General features: G+C 58.6%; 15 protein-coding genes. 4 read left to right on the top strand and 11 right to left on the bottom strand.

Going from position 1 to position 17,461, the window contains the following annotated elements:
- The first annotated feature begins 194 nt into the window (after window positions 1-194).
- Window positions 195-1,955, top strand: coding sequence for a SulP family inorganic anion transporter (locus AC5SSZ_RS06865; RefSeq protein WP_495437691.1), 1,761 nt, complete (start codon window positions 195-197; stop codon window positions 1,953-1,955).
- A gap of 92 nt (window positions 1,956-2,047) precedes the next feature.
- On the opposite strand, the gene AC5SSZ_RS06860 is transcribed toward AC5SSZ_RS06865, so the two are convergent.
- The gene (locus tag AC5SSZ_RS06860; protein WP_495437690.1) at window positions 2,048-3,040 is read right to left on the bottom strand and encodes an IS30 family transposase; all 993 of its coding nucleotides are present in this window, start codon (window positions 3,038-3,040) and stop codon (window positions 2,048-2,050) included.
- Between the two features lie 234 nt (window positions 3,041-3,274).
- Here AC5SSZ_RS06860 and AC5SSZ_RS06855 point away from each other — a divergent pair, with 234 nt between their 5' ends.
- Entirely contained in the window at window positions 3,275-4,000 is a 726-nt protein-coding gene (locus tag AC5SSZ_RS06855; RefSeq protein ID WP_058242034.1) for a hypothetical protein, read from the top strand.
- A 69-nt stretch (window positions 4,001-4,069) separates the two neighbouring features.
- On the opposite strand, the gene AC5SSZ_RS06850 is transcribed toward AC5SSZ_RS06855, so the two are convergent.
- Window positions 4,070-5,416, bottom strand: coding sequence for an ISNCY family transposase (locus tag AC5SSZ_RS06850; RefSeq protein ID WP_058242035.1), 1,347 nt, complete (start codon window positions 5,414-5,416; stop codon window positions 4,070-4,072).
- A 245-nt stretch (window positions 5,417-5,661) separates the two neighbouring features.
- Here AC5SSZ_RS06850 and AC5SSZ_RS06845 point away from each other — a divergent pair, with 245 nt between their 5' ends.
- Window positions 5,662-6,387: a hypothetical protein gene (locus AC5SSZ_RS06845; RefSeq protein ID WP_058242034.1), complete on the top strand. Its 726-nt coding sequence runs from the start codon at window positions 5,662-5,664 to the stop codon at window positions 6,385-6,387.
- Window positions 6,388-6,456: 69 nt separating this feature from the next.
- On the opposite strand, the gene AC5SSZ_RS06840 is transcribed toward AC5SSZ_RS06845, so the two are convergent.
- On the bottom strand, window positions 6,457-7,803 hold the full coding sequence (locus AC5SSZ_RS06840) for an ISNCY family transposase (protein ID WP_058242035.1): 1,347 nt from the start codon (window positions 7,801-7,803) through the stop codon (window positions 6,457-6,459).
- 205 nt (window positions 7,804-8,008) lie between these two features.
- Between AC5SSZ_RS06840 and AC5SSZ_RS06835 the strand changes: the two genes are divergently transcribed.
- A complete protein-coding gene (locus tag AC5SSZ_RS06835; protein ID WP_495437689.1) occupies window positions 8,009-8,776 on the top strand; it encodes an SDR family NAD(P)-dependent oxidoreductase in 768 nt (255 codons plus the stop codon).
- 15 nt (window positions 8,777-8,791) lie between these two features.
- Here AC5SSZ_RS06835 and AC5SSZ_RS06830 read toward each other — a convergent pair whose 3' ends face one another.
- From AC5SSZ_RS06830 to AC5SSZ_RS06795, 8 genes are all read right to left on the bottom strand, one after another.
- Window positions 8,792-9,655, bottom strand: a complete 864-nt coding sequence (locus tag AC5SSZ_RS06830; protein ID WP_274833587.1) for an acyl-CoA thioesterase — start codon at window positions 9,653-9,655, stop codon at window positions 8,792-8,794.
- 14 nt (window positions 9,656-9,669) lie between these two features.
- The gene (locus tag AC5SSZ_RS06825; RefSeq protein ID WP_495437688.1) at window positions 9,670-11,640 is read right to left on the bottom strand and encodes an acetoacetate--CoA ligase; all 1,971 of its coding nucleotides are present in this window, start codon (window positions 11,638-11,640) and stop codon (window positions 9,670-9,672) included.
- The gene (locus tag AC5SSZ_RS06820) at window positions 11,640-12,851 is read right to left on the bottom strand and encodes a serine hydrolase domain-containing protein (RefSeq protein ID WP_495437687.1); all 1,212 of its coding nucleotides are present in this window, start codon (window positions 12,849-12,851) and stop codon (window positions 11,640-11,642) included. Before AC5SSZ_RS06820 ends, AC5SSZ_RS06825 begins: the two co-directional genes overlap by 1 nt.
- A 39-nt stretch (window positions 12,852-12,890) precedes the next feature.
- A complete protein-coding gene (locus AC5SSZ_RS06815; protein WP_495437686.1) occupies window positions 12,891-13,661 on the bottom strand; it encodes an enoyl-CoA hydratase/isomerase family protein in 771 nt (256 codons plus the stop codon).
- Between the two features lie 242 nt (window positions 13,662-13,903).
- Complete coding sequence (locus AC5SSZ_RS06810) at window positions 13,904-14,938, bottom strand: phosphotransferase family protein (RefSeq protein ID WP_495437685.1); 1,035 nt, start codon at window positions 14,936-14,938, stop codon at window positions 13,904-13,906.
- Window positions 14,939-14,949: 11 nt separating this feature from the next.
- Window positions 14,950-15,600 carry a histidine phosphatase family protein gene (locus AC5SSZ_RS06805; protein WP_274839173.1) on the bottom strand — a complete coding sequence of 217 codons (651 nt, stop codon included), beginning with the start codon at window positions 15,598-15,600 and terminating at the stop codon, window positions 14,950-14,952.
- Window positions 15,601-15,603: 3 nt separating this feature from the next.
- Window positions 15,604-16,614 carry an NAD(P)H-dependent flavin oxidoreductase gene (locus AC5SSZ_RS06800; RefSeq protein WP_274839172.1) on the bottom strand — a complete coding sequence of 337 codons (1,011 nt, stop codon included), beginning with the start codon at window positions 16,612-16,614 and terminating at the stop codon, window positions 15,604-15,606.
- Between the two features lie 30 nt (window positions 16,615-16,644).
- Complete coding sequence (locus AC5SSZ_RS06795) at window positions 16,645-17,460, bottom strand: SDR family NAD(P)-dependent oxidoreductase (protein WP_274837072.1); 816 nt, start codon at window positions 17,458-17,460, stop codon at window positions 16,645-16,647.
- Window position 17,461 lies beyond the last annotated feature (1 nt).

Genomic DNA, 17,461 nt, shown 5'->3' with positions numbered 1-17,461 from the left:
TTTGCAGTATCTTTTGTGCTTAATTCTTTTTTAACAGTGTTTTACGAGGGCGTACAGGGGCGTGCGGTAACAATTTTAATGAAAGGGCTTTCCTCCCTCTCATCGAATATATATATGCTTTTACGAATATGTATTGAGCGCGTTGACACCTGATCGGGTGCGCGGCGCGATCCATTCTCAGGAAAGCCTCCGCAATGTCTTCGCCACTGTCCCGCATCGACTTGAAATCCCTGTTTCCAATTTTGGACTGGGGACGACGGTATGACCGCCCTGATTTCACCGGGGATATGACAGCGGCAGTGATCGTCACGATCATGCTTATCCCGCAGTCACTGGCCTATGCCTTGCTCGCCGGGCTACCTGCCGAGGTCGGGCTTTACGCGTCGATCCTGCCTTTGGTGGCCTATGCGATCTTCGGCACCTCGCGTGCCCTGGCCGTGGGGCCGGTCGCCGTGGTGTCGTTGATGAGCGCATCTGCGCTGGCGCCGCTGGGTCTGGACACTGTTGCAGAGTTCACTGCCGCCGCCGCCGTGCTGGCACTGCTGTCCGGGTTGATGCTGGCAACGATGGGGGCCTTGCGTCTCGGGGTGGTGGCCAACCTGCTGTCACATCCCGTGATCGCTGGGTTCATTACGGCCTCGGGGCTGCTGATCGCAGTCAGCCAGATGAAGCATCTGTTGGGCATTCCGGCGCACGGTCACAATCTGCTGGAAATTCTGCTGTCGCTGGGGCAGGGGCTTGGTCAGGTCAACTTCTGGACCCTCGGGGTCGGCGCGCTGGCCCTCGGCTTTTTGATCTGGGTGCGCCGACATATGGCGAACGTGCTGCACCAAAAGGCTGGCCTGTCAAAAGGCGCCGCCGGAACCGCAGCCCGGGTTGGCCCGGTCTTTGCCGTCATCGGAACGATCGTATTGTCCTGGGCGCTGAACCTGCCTGAGATGGGGGTTTCCGTGGTTGGCGAGGTGCCGACCGGTCTGCCGCCGATCGGCCTGCCGATGATCGACTGGGCGCTGGTTCCGGCCCTAATTGGTCCTGCAGCGCTGATCACCATTATCGGCTATGTTGAAAGTGTCTCGGTCGCGCAGACCTTGGCCGCCAAGCGCCGTCAGAAAATTGATCCAAACCAAGAGCTTAAAGCTCTTGGCGCTGCGAACTTGGCCTCTGCCTTGTCTGGCGGCTATTCGGTGACAGGCGGTTTTGCTCGATCGGTCGTCAACTTTGACGCCGGTGCGCGCACCCCGGCTGCGGGCGCTTTTACCGCCGTTGGGCTGACCTTTGCCGCCATGTTCCTGACGCCGCTGCTGTATTTCCTTCCCAAGGCAACGCTTGCAGCGACCATCATCATTGCGGTCCTTTCACTGGTTGATTTGAAGATTCTCAAAACTGCCTGGACCTATTCCAAAGCCGATTTCGCCGCCGTTCTGACCACGATCCTGCTGACGCTGTTGGTTGGTGTGGAAACCGGTGTCGCTGCTGGTGTGCTGGTCTCGCTTTTGTTGTTCGTCTGGAAGACCTCGCGCCCGCACGTGGCCGAGGTGGGGCAGGTGCCGGGAACCGAGCATTTCCGCAACATTCACCGCCATAACGTGGTGACCGATCCTTCGCTGGTCACGCTACGGATCGACGAAAGCCTGTACTTCGCCAACGCGCGGCGTATGGAGGACCTGATCCTGGCGCGCGTGCACGAAGGCCGTGATGAGATCAAACACGTCGTGCTGATGTGCTCCGCAGTGAACGAAATCGATCTGAGTGCGCTTGAATCGCTTGAGGAAATGAACCAACGGCTGTCTGACATGGGGATCCAACTGCATATGTCCGAGGTTAAAGGGCCAGTCATGGATCGTCTGAAACGCAGCCATTTCCTGGATGCGCTGAGCGGCCAGATCTTCCTGTCCCAGAATGAAGCCTTTGAAACGCTGATCGCAGCACAGCCGCGTGACAAGATCAGCGCATAGGCGCGCAATGCAGCAACCTGATTGATTGTCGACAGGGCGCATCATAGTGGCGCCCTGTTGTGTGGGCTCAAGGGTCGTTGCGACGGTTTCCGCTATCTCAGTTTCATCATCTCTTCTCTGAAGGCCTCTGTCGGGGTTCGCCATCCGAGACACTTTCTGGGTGTGCCGTTCAGGCGGTCGCAAATCGCCTTCATATTGCGATTTGAGAGCGCCGCGAGTTGGGTGTCGCGTGGCAAGTATCGGCGGGCGCGTTTGTTCAGGTTCTCAACGGAACCCTTTTGCCAGGGCGCTTGGGGATCACAGAACCAACTTTCTGTGCCGATGCCAGACTTCAGCTTGCGCCACGCGCGGAACTCGAAGCCACGGTCGAATGTGATCGACTTGCGGGCTGGTTGGGGCAGGGGCTCCATCACATCCATCAGCTTGTTGACGAAGTGGGTCGAGCTGCGGTCGTTGTTGCGGAACAGGACAGCAAAACGGGTCTTGCGTTCGACCAGCGAGGCGACATTCATTGTGCCTTGAGACCTCTCGAAGATCATCAAATCGCCTTCCCATTCGCCAAATGTCTCGCGTGTCTTCACGTAGTCTGGACGTTCATGGATGGACCGATCCGGCGGAAAAACCTGGCCTCTGGGGCGTCTAGCATGGCGCGGCTGCCGTTTCTTGCGTCTGCTGGGAAGATGACGCGCCAGTTGTTCGGACTGTCCTTCGGCGCTGTAAACGTAAGCATAGATCGTCTCGTGGCTGACACGCACAGGCTGATCATCAAAGCCAAGGCGACCCGCGATCTGTTCCGGTGTCCAGCCAATCTTCAATTGAGCGATGACATGAGAACGCAGATCATTCAGGCGGATCAACTTGCGCTTTCTAGCGCGCCGGTCTGATGCGTATTTCTGAGCATTCATTCCGTAGTAGCCGTTCAGCTCTGGCAGTTCCTCGTCGTTGAAATAGTTTCGGTTGATCTCGCGATAGACGGTCGAGCGATGCCTGCCGATCTCCGCTGCGATCTTGCTCACCGGCATTTTTGCATTCAACATGTCTTCAATTGCGCGTCTCTCACGCAAATCCAGCTCTGTATGGGCCATGTCCGTTCTCCTGGCTTTTCAGCAAGATAGGGGATTTGTCGCAAGCCAGTATAGAATGTGCCTTGCTACCACTCAGTGTAAATCCCATTCAGAAATGTCACTGGCTGCGCAAAGCAGAAACGTCACCACAGGGAGGGACAGGAGCAAGGCTTTGCAGCCCGCAGACCCCAAATATCGGAGGGCTGAAAAGCCTTGCGGATTGCGGGTCTGTGGTGTCGAGGATAGCGTGGCGACATGCTTCCGACGCTCAAACTTCACTCAGATGCTGATGTCCTGAAACACTCTTCGCTGGTTCGTGGGATGACGCTTGCGTTGCGTTATGCCAACGAAACCGGCGGGATCGGGCTGACGCAATCAGGCTCCTTCAACCGCAAGTTTGTGCATTGGGCGGCGGAACACTTTGAATGGCCAGATTACACCGCCACCGAGTTATTCGAAATGAACAAGGTGCTGGATGAATACAAAATGCCACCTTTGTTCCCGGTGCATGGGTTGCTGCGTCATCTGAAGCTTCTTCGTCGTTACAAGGGCAAGCTGGTTGCGACTAAGAAAGGACGGGAGATGGCGGAAGCATCTGACGTCTTTTTTGATCTGACCGCTCCGGTTTATCTTTATCGTTTCATCCATGATGAACGGATCGAAGCCCGGGGTGGCCCCTTGGGCAACTGGGACATCTTTCTGAACGTGATCAACGTCGAGGCGCGGGCAGGGTGTACCTTAGCACATCTTCTCAAAACGCTTTACGGGTGGGAAGAAAAGGACCGCTACGATCCAGAGCACAGCGACATGCGGTTTGCGCTGAAATTCTGCGTCTTGCAGCCACTGTGTTGGCTCGGCCTGCTTTGGGAAGATCGGGAGGGGCTGAGGATTTGGGACGACGGCACATTTTACAAGACGCCACTCTGGCACGCAGCCCTTAAACTCGAAACCGATGGTCAGGCCGCTTTACGCCTTGTCTGATGCCACAGCTGCCGCATCCTGCTCGGCGTGTTTGAGCTCGTAATAGGCGTCCATGTCAGCAGTCTTGAGTTATTCTGCCGCGCGCGCAATCTTCTTCTTGGCCCGCGATCCTGGCGGTCTGCCTGGCCGACGCCCGTTCGGCTTGTAGCCCATCTTCTCTGAGTTTGTCCGCACCTTCGGCTTAGGCGGTGCGGCGTCCTGCATCTCTTTGACATAGGCCAGAACCGCACCGAGCCGCTTGTTCTCGGTGATGGCTGCATGGGTGACGCGCTGGTCCATATCAAAGATCCTGTAGGGCAGGGCTTGGCCTTTCCAGCGTACCTCGAACCGCCCATCCACAAAGACATAGGTGTCCACATATTTGCCGACCAGAGCGCGTGACAGCTCGTTCTCTTCGAGCATGATCCGCTTGCGGTCATAGGAAAACGTGAGCTGCTTGCCGACATAGCGGTTCTCACGCCAGCACAACACTTCCGCCAGCCGATCCGGCTCCACATTCAACGCCCGGTGCAGGTTGTCCGGTTTGGCCGGGGCCTTGGCAAATTTGGCGTTAAAGCGGCTCTTAAAGCCTTCAAGAAAAGCGTTTCCGGCTTTCATGTCCGAAACGCCTGCCAGCCTCAGTTCTTTGACAAGCCGGTCCTGAAGCGTGCGGTTGGCCCGTTCTACGCGACCTTTGGCCTGAGAGCTGTTGGCGCACAGGATCTCGATGTTCAGCTCATTCAACGCACGCCCGAACTGGGTCATGCCTGCACCATTCCTGGCGTCTTCTTTGGCAACTCGGAATACCGAATGCTTGTCGCTGTAAAAGGCCACTGGGCGGCCATGCTGAACCAAATAACTGTCCAACGCCTCGAAATAGCTGAACGTGCTCTCGGACTTCACAAACCGCAGCTCCATCAAGGTGCTGGTGGCATCATCGATGAAAACGAGCAGGGTGCAGGGATCACCCCGATCCTCAAACCAACGGTGATCGGAACCATCAATCTGGATCAGCTCACCATAGCATTCGCGCCGTAAGCGAGGTTGATGGAAGGTCCGGCGCTGTTTCCGCGAGAGCCAGATGCCGTCTTCGATCATCCATTTGCGCACGGTCTCGCGAGACACTGTGAACCCGTGATGCTCAGCCAGCTTCTCAGCTGCCAGTGTTGGGCCGAAATCCGGGTAATTCTCTTTGATCAGGCTCAGAGCATAATCGCGCTTTGCATGATGGATACGATTGTTTGGAGGTTTGCCGCGCGCCTTATGCCGGATCGCTGAGGCGCCATCCTGCCGGTATCGCTTGAGAAGCCGGAACACTTGCCGCCTTGTCAGATCCAACATGTTCGCCGCATTAGCGACCGTCAGCCGACCATCACCAACCTGCGCCAAAACCTCAACGCGGTTCAAATCGCGCTCGCTCATCATCACCCATCCCATGTCCGCTCGTCCTCGCTACCGTATGCGAGGAGAGTGACACTTCTGAATTGCTCAGGGGTGACATTATCGCTTTGCGGCTACACTCAGTGTAAATCCCATTCAGAAATGTCACTGGCTGCGCAAAGCAGAAACGTCACCACAGGGAGGGACAGGAGCAAGGCTTTGCAGCCCGCAGACCCCAAATATCGGAGGGCTGAAAAGCCTTGCGGATTGCGGGTCTGTGGTGTCGAGGATAGCGTGGCGACATGCTTCCGACGCTCAAACTTCACTCAGATGCTGATGTCCTGAAACACTCTTCGCTGGTTCGTGGGATGACGCTTGCGTTGCGTTATGCCAACGAAACCGGCGGGATCGGGCTGACGCAATCAGGCTCCTTCAACCGCAAGTTTGTGCATTGGGCGGCGGAACACTTTGAATGGCCAGATTACACCGCCACCGAGTTATTCGAAATGAACAAGGTGCTGGATGAATACAAAATGCCACCTTTGTTCCCGGTGCATGGGTTGCTGCGTCATCTGAAGCTTCTTCGTCGTTACAAGGGCAAGCTGGTTGCGACTAAGAAAGGACGGGAGATGGCGGAAGCATCTGACGTCTTTTTTGATCTGACCGCTCCGGTTTATCTTTATCGTTTCATCCATGATGAACGGATCGAAGCCCGGGGTGGCCCCTTGGGCAACTGGGACATCTTTCTGAACGTGATCAACGTCGAGGCGCGGGCAGGGTGTACCTTAGCACATCTTCTCAAAACGCTTTACGGGTGGGAAGAAAAGGACCGCTACGATCCAGAGCACAGCGACATGCGGTTTGCGCTGAAATTCTGCGTCTTGCAGCCACTGTGTTGGCTCGGCCTGCTTTGGGAAGATCGGGAGGGGCTGAGGATTTGGGACGACGGCACATTTTACAAGACGCCACTCTGGCACGCAGCCCTTAAACTCGAAACCGATGGTCAGGCCGCTTTACGCCTTGTCTGATGCCACAGCTGCCGCATCCTGCTCGGCGTGTTTGAGCTCGTAATAGGCGTCCATGTCAGCAGTCTTGAGTTATTCTGCCGCGCGCGCAATCTTCTTCTTGGCCCGCGATCCTGGCGGTCTGCCTGGCCGACGCCCGTTCGGCTTGTAGCCCATCTTCTCTGAGTTTGTCCGCACCTTCGGCTTAGGCGGTGCGGCGTCCTGCATCTCTTTGACATAGGCCAGAACCGCACCGAGCCGCTTGTTCTCGGTGATGGCTGCATGGGTGACGCGCTGGTCCATATCAAAGATCCTGTAGGGCAGGGCTTGGCCTTTCCAGCGTACCTCGAACCGCCCATCCACAAAGACATAGGTGTCCACATATTTGCCGACCAGAGCGCGTGACAGCTCGTTCTCTTCGAGCATGATCCGCTTGCGGTCATAGGAAAACGTGAGCTGCTTGCCGACATAGCGGTTCTCACGCCAGCACAACACTTCCGCCAGCCGATCCGGCTCCACATTCAACGCCCGGTGCAGGTTGTCCGGTTTGGCCGGGGCCTTGGCAAATTTGGCGTTAAAGCGGCTCTTAAAGCCTTCAAGAAAAGCGTTTCCGGCTTTCATGTCCGAAACGCCTGCCAGCCTCAGTTCTTTGACAAGCCGGTCCTGAAGCGTGCGGTTGGCCCGTTCTACGCGACCTTTGGCCTGAGAGCTGTTGGCGCACAGGATCTCGATGTTCAGCTCATTCAACGCACGCCCGAACTGGGTCATGCCTGCACCATTCCTGGCGTCTTCTTTGGCAACTCGGAATACCGAATGCTTGTCGCTGTAAAAGGCCACTGGGCGGCCATGCTGAACCAAATAACTGTCCAACGCCTCGAAATAGCTGAACGTGCTCTCGGACTTCACAAACCGCAGCTCCATCAAGGTGCTGGTGGCATCATCGATGAAAACGAGCAGGGTGCAGGGATCACCCCGATCCTCAAACCAACGGTGATCGGAACCATCAATCTGGATCAGCTCACCATAGCATTCGCGCCGTAAGCGAGGTTGATGGAAGGTCCGGCGCTGTTTCCGCGAGAGCCAGATGCCGTCTTCGATCATCCATTTGCGCACGGTCTCGCGAGACACTGTGAACCCGTGATGCTCAGCCAGCTTCTCAGCTGCCAGTGTTGGGCCGAAATCCGGGTAATTCTCTTTGATCAGGCTCAGAGCATAATCGCGCTTTGCATGATGGATACGATTGTTTGGAGGTTTGCCGCGCGCCTTATGCCGGATCGCTGAGGCGCCATCCTGCCGGTATCGCTTGAGAAGCCGGAACACTTGCCGCCTTGTCAGATCCAACATGTTCGCCGCATTAGCGACCGTCAGCCGACCATCACCAACCTGCGCCAAAACCTCAACGCGGTTCAAATCGCGCTCGCTCATCATCACCCATCCCATGTCCGCTCGTCCTCGCTACCGTATGCGAGGAGAGTGACACTTCTGAATTGCTCAGGGGTGACATTATCGCTTTGCGGCTACACTCAGTAATCGTATAATTGGTATTATGTTACGTAACTGGAATTCCGTTCCGTCACACGGGATTGGCAGCTCCTCTTGCTCCGGCTAGCGTGAATTCGGTCAAATATGGAGCGCAAGATCAATCATGCAAATCAAAAACAGCTGTGTTGTCGTCACCGGCGCTGCCCATGGGATCGGCAAAGGGCTAGCCGAAAAATTTGCGCAGATGGGCGCCGCGCATGTGATCTGCGCCGATATCGATCTTGCCGGAGCTGAGGCAACGGCGATCGAGATCAGCGGCACTGCCAAGCATGTGGACGTCGCATCCGAGGACAGCATCGCTGCGTTGGTCGATTGCGTGGAAACCGAGATCGCACCGATTACCCTGTTCTGCGCCAACGCTGGTATCCTGACCCGCGGCGGTTTTGAGGTCAGCAATGACGACTGGCAGAGGATCTGGGACATCAACGTAATGTCCCACGTCTGGACCGCGCGGCATCTGGTGCCACGCATGCTGGAACGCGGCGGCGGATACATCCTGAACACGGCCTCGGCTGCAGGTCTGCTCAACCAGATCGGCGCCGCGCCCTATGGCGTCACCAAACACGCGGCCGTTGGCTTTTCTGAATGGCTGGCAATCACTTATGGCGATAAGGGCATAGGCGTTTCGGTCCTGTGCCCGCAAGCCGTCCGGTCAGAAATGACCCGTGGATTGGAAAACAGCGTCGCCAGTGTCGACGGGCTTCTGGAGCCCGAAGATGTGGCCACCGCCTGCGCCGAAGCGATTGAGGCTGGCAAGTTCCTGGTGCTGCCACACCCCAAGGTCGAAAGCTACATGCAGGCAAAGACGGCCGATTATGACCGCTGGATCACCGGCATGCAGAAACTGCGCGATCGCTTTGATAACACGTGATTTTTGAAGACGCGCTCAGCTGCTAATCGGTCGCATCAGCCCTTCCTGTGCAACGCTGGCCACCAGTTGGCCATCCTGCGTGTAGATTGAGCCGCGGTTAAAGCCGCGGCCATTCCCGGCAAAGGGTGAATCCATCGTATAAAGGTGCCAGTTTTCAAACCGCACCGGCGCATGGAACCACATGGCATGGTCCAGGCTCGCGGTCATCGCTTCGGGCTTGTACCAAGTCAGCCCATGCGGACGCAGCGCTGACCCCAAGAGACCAAAGTCCGATGCATAGGCCATCAGCACATGCTGCAGCTCTGGCCCAGCGTCCTTGGCGGATTCCATTCTGATCCACATGTGATTGATATCGCTGCAAACCTGGGGATCCAGCGGATCGCGCGGCTCAATATCGCGGATTTCGAACGGACGCTGACGGGTGAATTCCTCGCGCATGTCCTCGGAAATCCGGTGGGCATGCAGCTCGTGCAGCTCATCACGGCTCTGCAACCCATCCGGCGGTGGGACATCCGGCATTGTATGCTGATGGCTCCAGCCGGGTTCTTCCTTGTGGAACGATGCGGCAAGGTTGAGGATCTGCTTGCCGTTTTGGATGGCGATGACGCGCCGGGTAGTGAAACTGCCGCCATCGCGGGCCGGATCGACCTCATAAATGACCGGGCTTGCGGGGTCGCCGGGCCGAATGAAATAGGCATGCAGCGAATGGCACAACCGCCCAGACACGGTGGCATAGGCTGCCGTCAGTGCCTGGGCGATAACCTGCCCGCCATAAATCCGCATGGGGGTTTCACCACCGGAGCCAATACCACGATACAGGTTCGTATCCAGCCGCTCCAGATCCAGAAGATTGAGCAAAACCTTCCCAACATCATTCATTTATGGCGCCTTCCTCAACCAGCCTCCCGCGTCTTTGCATAGGCGATGAACAGATCGAAACTGTCAGGGTTGGCCATCGAGTCACGGTTCACGACTTTTGCGGGGTCCCCTCCAAGTAGCAGCTTTTTCACGGGCACTTCCAGCTTCTTTCCCGAAAGCGTGCGCGGGACTTCGGGGACGCTGATTATTTCATCAGGCACAAACCGCGCCGACACGCCGCTGCGGATGGCGCTGCGGATTTTGTCGCGCATGGCGTCATCCAGCTCCTGCCCCTCGGCCAGTACCACGAACAGCGGCATGAAACTGTCGCGCCCGAGGAACTCCAAATCAACGACAAGACTGTCCAGCACTTCCTCAAGCCCTTCGACGGCCTGATAGATTTCCGAAGAGCCAAGCCGCAGCCCGCGCCGGTTGATCGTCGCGTCCGAGCGGCCATAGATCACCGATCCGCCCTCGGGGGTGATTTCGATCCAGTCGCCATGGCGCCAGATACCGGGATAGGTATCGAAATAGCTGTCATGCAGGCGCGATCCGTCTTCATCACCCCAGAAAAACAAAGGCATAGAGGGCAAAGGTTCGGTGCAGACCAGCTCTCCGACGCTGCCGATCACTTCCTGTCCGGTCTCATCAAAGGCACGTACCGCATTGCCAAGCGCGCGGCACTGCATTTCGCCCGCGCGCACCGGCAGCATGACGTTGCCGCAGACGAAGGCGCCGCACAGATCGGTACCGCCGGAGATCGGCGCCAGCCAGATGTCGGCCTTTACCTCGGAATACACCCAATCATAGCCATCCGAGGTCAGCGGCGATCCAGTGGTGCCAAGCGAGACCAGCGCCGACAGATCAAGATCATGCCCGGGTCTGATGCCGGATTTCACGCAGGCGGTGATATAAGCGGCGCCGACGCCCAGATAGGTGATGCGTTCCTCAGCGCAACACCGCCAAAGGTCCAGCATATCGGGATGGTTTGGCGCCCGATCATAAAGCAGTGTCGTTGCGCCCTGCCCCAAGGCCACGAATTGCGCATTCCACATCACCCAGCCCGACGACGTCAGCCAGCAAAACCGGCTGTCGGAACTCAGATCCTGATGCAGCGATTGCTTGACGCCTTCGAACAGAATGCCACCGTGCCCGTGCACGATGGGTTTCGGATTTCCGGTGGTGCCAGAGGAATAGACCACCCATAGCGGATGATCGAAGGCGACCGGTGTAAACTCCAGCGGCGCGTCACCATCCGCGATCATGTCGCGCCAATGGGTTGCGCCATCGGGCAGATCACCGACCACCGGCAGTACCACGCGGTGGGTCACGCTTGGCAGGCCGTCGGCAATGGTGGTCAGCACTTCGCGCCGGTCCATGGTCTTGCCTGCATGCACATATCCGTCCTGATAGATCAGGACCTTGGGTTCGATCTGGCGGAACCGGTCCAGAATGGCGACATGGCCCATGTCCGGCGCGCACAGCGACCAGATACCGCCAAGGCTGGCGGTGGCCAGACAGGCGATAATCGCGGCCTCGGTATTGGGCAAAACGGCGGTCACCCTGTCGCCCTGCCCGACGCCCATGGCCCGCAGGTTTGCAGCTACGCTGGCCACCTGAGCGGCGAGTTCGGCCCAGGTCAGTTCGGATCCGCCAAAAGTTTCAGAATGAACGACAAGCGCCTGTTTCTGCGGGGTTTTGTCGACCTGCCGCAGAATGTGCCTGGCCCAGTTCAACTCTCCGCCCGGGCACCATTCTGCGCCAGGCATGCTGCGATTTCCCAGAATCCGGCTCGGCGGTGCGGTGAATTCCAGGTCAAAGAACTCGGCCAAAGCGCCCCAGAACCCTTCAAGGTCGGAAACGCTCCACTCCCACAGGCCATTGTAATCGTCGAAGGTTTTTCCCTTCTCCGCAGCCAGCCAGCGCTCGAATGCCGCCATGCGGCTCGCCTCGGCGCGCTCCGCGCTTGGGGTCCACAGGATCTTACGGTCGGGAATATCGCTCATCAGATCACTGCCCCATGTACCAGCGCCTTCAGCTCAGCCCGCGAGGGATAGGAACTGCTGGGCGACAGCTGGGTAAAGAACACCACGGACAGATCCAACACCGGGTCCATCCAGAAGAAGGTCGAAGCCATGCCGCCCCAGCTAAAGTCACCTACGGACCCGGGGCAGCGCGCCCGGCCGGGATCCATCACCACGGCGCCGCCCAGGCCAAAACCCATGCCTTCCATCGGCTGTTCTGCAAAGCTTTGCGGCCCCATGGAGGCGATATCCCCGGGCAGATGGTTCCGCATCATGAAATCAGCGGTTTTCGGGCTGATCAGATAGCCATCCTTATGGGCGCCGCGGCGCCGCAGCATTTCGGAAAACTTCATGTAGTCATCAATGGTTCCGACCAACCCGCCGCCACCAGACATCATCTCAGTCGTTTCAAACGGAGAGCCCCCGTGCAGATCCGTCAGGCGCAGGGTTTCACCGCCGGTCTTTGCCGAATTCAGCGCCATCGCATCCCCGGCGAGCGGGGTATAGAGCGAGGCAAAGCGATCACCGGTGCCACGCGGGACCCGGAACGCTGTCTCGGTCATGCCGAGCGGAGCAAAGATTTCGGTTTCAAAAAAATCGCCAAGTGTCTTGCCCGAAACAACTTCGACGACGCGGCCCAGAACATCGATACTGACCGAGTATTCCCAGCGTGTGCCGGGTTGAAAGGCGAGCGGATAGGCTGCCAGTTCCGCCGCCATCTTTTCCAATTTACCCTGCCCCGGTTTAAACATCAGCTGCTGCTCTTCCATGGCTGCGGGCAAAACGCCGGGGTTGAAAGGATAGCTGAGACCGCTGGTGTGGGTCAGCAGTTCATGCAGCGTCGGCGCCCGGCTGGGTTCAACCTGATCAATTGCCGTTGCCCCTGGCACCAGCGCCTGCATGTCGGTGAATTCGGGAATAAAATCCGACACCGGCGCATCCAGGTGAAACAGCCCCTTTTCCAGCAGCATCATGATAGCAAGGGAGGTCACCGGTTTGGTCATTGAGTAGATCCGTACCAGCGTATCGCGGGTAAAAGGCAGACCTGCCTCGATATTTCTCAGACCCGTTGCGTGAAAGAACGCTTCCTTCCCACCTTCGTTGATCAAGACCGAACTGCCGGCATATTTCCTTTGATCCACATAGCGTTGCTGCCATGCCTTCACGCGGTCCAGCCGGTCGTGGTCCAGCATTGATTTCCTCCCTGTCTGTCTTGGTGCGGGCCGGTGTGCCTACTCGCCCCGGCCGCTGATCATCTTATCCATCGCGGCCTTGGTTTCGGAATTGAACCAGCCACCCTCTGGCGCGTTACCACCTGCGGCAATCCCTGCCTTGATGCGGTCGATTACCTCGCCGCGCAGTTGCATCTTGACCGAGGCAAAGGTCTGCGGCGGCAATTCCGCCAGCTTACGGGCCTCGCGCAGCGCGTAGATCTCAAGATCCTCCATATCCTCGGCGATGATATCAACGAGGCCATAATTGCGCGCTGCAATCGGACCGATAGATTGCCCGGTCAGCATCAGGCGCCGCTGCGTGTTGCTGTCGAGCGTAGCTTTGGCGATTTCCAGCGGCCCTATCGGGAAGTCCGCGCCGACGCGCACCTCGGCCAGTCCATAGGCGGATCTGGAGTGGCCGATCCGCACGTCGCTGGCCAGAACGAAAAACAACCCACCGGCAATTGCAGCGCCACCAACAGCAGCCACTACCGGTTTCGGGCAGCTGTAAAGCGCCAGGAAGCCTTCGTTCAGGCCGCGCACAATTGCGTGCTGCTGCTCAAGATCGAACTCCTGCGCTTCCTTCAGATCCAGCCCGGCGGAAAAGACTTTGAACGGGCTTTTCAACACGATGGCGCTGACCGCCGGATCCTGTCCCATCTCGTCAATCTTGGCTGCGAACTCCATCAGGAAATCCGCGCTCAGCGCGTTGACCGGCGCCCGGCCCAGTTGCAGTTCTACGATTCCGTCACCAAGGTCCCTGGTGTTCAGCCAGCCAGCCTCTGTCATTGACGTGTTCCTCCCAATTGGCCGCGGCGAACCACGAGCCATGTTTCAGTCCATAATGCGCAGCCTTTGGCTACGGGTCGAGTGTTAAGAGATACGTAAAACCACGCAAGTCGTTGGCCCGCCGCGTGTAAAAATCTATATTCTTGGAAGCGGCCGCCAAAGCTGACGACCGTTATAAGACCGCAAAGCGGCGAGCAGCCATGCGGCAGCGGCAAGTGACCCGCCCTGCCCGGCGTGTCGCCTTACTTGTTGCTGCTCAGTGCGTTGAGTCCACTTTGCGCGAAGATGGGAACAAAATCTCCCAACTTGCGGGCGCGTTCCGGGTTCGATGCGTTGCCATCCAGCGCGCGTTTCAGGACCCCTTGAAGAATGCCCGCCATCCGGAAAAAACTGAACGAGAGGTAGAAGCCGAAGTTGTCGATCTCCGGCAGGCCACGGCGGCGGCAATAGGCCTCGATGAACTCCTGATCCGACGGCAGGCCGAGTGCCTTCCGATCCAGCCCGGCCAATCCGCGCCCTTCCTGACCCGGCGGCATCTGCCACTGCATGATCACACCCGCCAGATCGGCATAGGGATGTCCGATGGTCGAAAGCTCCCAATCCAGCACCGCAAGGCAGCGCGGCTCATCGGCGCTGAAGATCATATTGTCGATGCGGTAATCGCCATGGACCAGACCGCGCTGACCGTCATCGGCGGGCATCTGTTCCTCAAGGGACTTCATCAGTTCGTTCATCTCTGGGATGGTCCGGGTTTCCGAGGCTTTGTATTGCTTGGTCCAACGGCCCAGCTGACGTTCGAAATAGTTGCCGGGCGGCCCATAGTCCGACAGCCCCACCGCGTCGACATCGACGTCATGCAGCGCCGCGAGCACCCGGTTCATATCGTCGATCACCGCGCCGCGGGTTGCGGAGTCGGTATCACCCATCACCGGATCGGTGAAATTGCGCCCCGCAACGTGGTCCATGATGTAGAAGGCCGAGCCAATCACGCTGTCGTCCTCGCACAGCAGATGCATCCGGGCCACCGGTACCTCGGTATCCGCGAGCGCCTTTTGCACCCGGAATTCGCGGTCCACCGCATGGGCAGATTTCAGCAGAACCCCCGGCGGCTTGCGCCGCAGCACGTATTGCCCTGCTGGCGTTTTAAGCAGGAAGGTCGGGTTCGACTGTCCGGTTGCGAATTTTTGCACCTCCACCGCGCCGTCAAAGCCCGGAAGGCGCCCGTCAAGAAAAGTCCGGATTGCATCAATGTCCAGGGTCTGGGTATCGCTGCTCATCTCTTGCTCCTTCAGCTATAGCTCATCAGCTTTGCGCGCTCTGCATCATGAAAGTGCGGTACTGAGTTGAATTCATGTAGGAAAAACTTCCCCCTTCCCGAAATGAACCGGGTCAGGGAGGTGTTCTTGACCTGTAGGTTCAGGGCAATCATCTGGCTGTCCGGAACCTGCAACGTTGCGGCGACAAGCCGGGCAATCACCCCGCCGGAACTCACCACCAAAACACGTTCGGCCTCAGTATCCGCCGCATGTTGACGCGCGGCCTCAACCCGGGCGATGAACTCTGCCCAGCTTTCCGACGCGCCGGACACGCCGCCCTGCTGCCATTCGGCAAGGGTTTCGCGCAACGCGCGAAAATGGGTTTTGCGGTCCTGGATCACCTCGGATGGGGCCTGCCCGCCGAACCGGCTGTGCAGCAGATCGTGGAAATCATATTCATTCCAGCCTGCATGCTCTTCCGGGGCGACGTCAAATCCCATTTCCTGCAACGTCTGTTTCTGCCGCGCCAGAGAGCCGGTGATGGTGCGATCCGGGGTCCAGCCCATCGCCCGCAGGGTATCGCCCAACAGGCGCCCCTGATCGCGGCCCTTTTCGCTCAACTCATCGTAGTTGTCCGCACCGAAAGAGGCCTGCCCGTGCCGGACCACAAGAATTTCTGCCATGGGTCAGCCTGTAAACTCTGCCGCCAGCCGCGCCCCTGCGGCGCGGTATTCGCGGTCGAAACGGTCCACCAGATCCGCAGTCGAGCAAACCTCGGTCACCGCGCCGATGCCTTGCCCGGACCCCCAGATTTCTTTCCACGCCTTTGGTTTGGACGACCCGCTCCCAAAGTTCATCGAGGAGGCATCCGCCGTCGGCAGGTTGTCCGGGTCCATACCAGCCCGGGACACGGATTTCTTCAGATAGTTCCCCCAAACCCCGGTAAACAAAGAGGAATAGACAATATCCTCGGCGCCGGATTCGACGATCATGTCCTTGTATTCGCTTTGGGCGTTTGCCTCATGCGTGGCGATAAAGGGTGAGCCGGCATAGCCGAAGTCGGCACCCATGGCACGCGCGGCCAGCAGGGATTCGCCGGTTGCAATGGCGCCCGACAAGGCCAGCGGACCATCGAACCAGCTGCGGATCTCGCGGATCAGGGCGAAGGGCGATTGCTGCCCGGCGTGGCCGCCGGCACCGGCGGCCACGGCCACCAGACCGTCGGCGCCTTTTTCGATCGCCTTCTTGGCAAAGCGGTTGTTGATCACATCGTGCAGCACCACGCCGCCGCAGGAATGTGCTGCCTCGTTCACCTCGGGGCGCGCGCCAAGCGAGGTGATCCAGACCGGTACTTTCCAGCGGGTGCAAATCTCCAGATCCCGTTCCAACCGGGTGTTGGACCGGTGCACGATCTGATTGACGGCAAAGGGCGCTGCCGGACGGTCCGGGTTTTCCTGATTGTGGCGGTCCAGCTCTTCGGTGATCTGCTTCAGCCAGGCCTCCAGTAATGGCGGCTCGCCCTCAGCTTCGCGTGCGTTCAGCGCCGGAAAGGCCCCGATGATCCCAGCCTTGCACTGGGCGATCACCAGCTCCGGCACCGAAATGATAAACAGCGGCGATGCGATCAACGGGATTCGCAATCCACGCAGGGCGGCAGGCAGGTGATCCTCATTCCGGGACCAGGTGGCGTCAGTCATCTTTTAACCTCAAGTCTTTGTTTTTATGTGTTAGTCGAGCGCGCTTTGGAACAGGTTGTGCCCCGACATCACATTGATACCGCCGGATACGGGGATCACTGCGCCGGTGACGTAGGACCCACCGCGCCCGGCCAGAAACAGCACGCAGCCGGCGATGTCATCGTCCCGCCCGACGCGGCCCAGCGGCACATCATTGCCGACCTTTTCACGCTTCTCCTCATCGCCAGTGGCAAAGGCGGTCATCCGCGACACAAACGGCCCCGGTGCCAGCGCATTGACGGTGACGTGCTGATGGGCCAGCTCCTTAGCCAGGATTTTGGACATATGGATCACCGCGGCCTTTGACGCGGCATAGCTGTAGGCGCCATCACCCATCGGGATTTCTCCCATGACCGAACCGACGTTGATCACCCGCGCCGGATCATCCGCATCCGAGGAGGCAATCAGCAGCGGCAGCAGTTTTTGTGTCAGATCGAAGACCCCTGCGACGTTGACCGACATCACCTTTTCCCAGGCCTTATGGGGAAACTGCCCCAGCGGCGCGCCCCAGGTCACCCCGGAATTGTTCATCAGGATATGCAGAGCGGGGGTGCGGGCCTTGATTTCCTCGACCAGCGCATCGATCCCTTCGACTGTGCCGATATCGGCGGCAAAACCTTCAGCCGATCCCGGCGCATCCATCGCGTTCAACTCTTCTGCGACCGCGACGCAGGCGTCGCCTTTGCGCGATGCGATCAGCACCCGTGCCCCGGCCCGCACCATCGCTTCGGCTGCCATCCGGCCAATGCCTGTGGCGCCGCCGGTGATCAGGGCCGTTTTGCCCTCCAGTGAAAACAGATCCATCATA

Source organism: Phaeobacter sp. CC-HEC084 (genome assembly GCF_059429255.1).
This window is presented reverse-complemented; position numbering and strand designations above follow the sequence as displayed.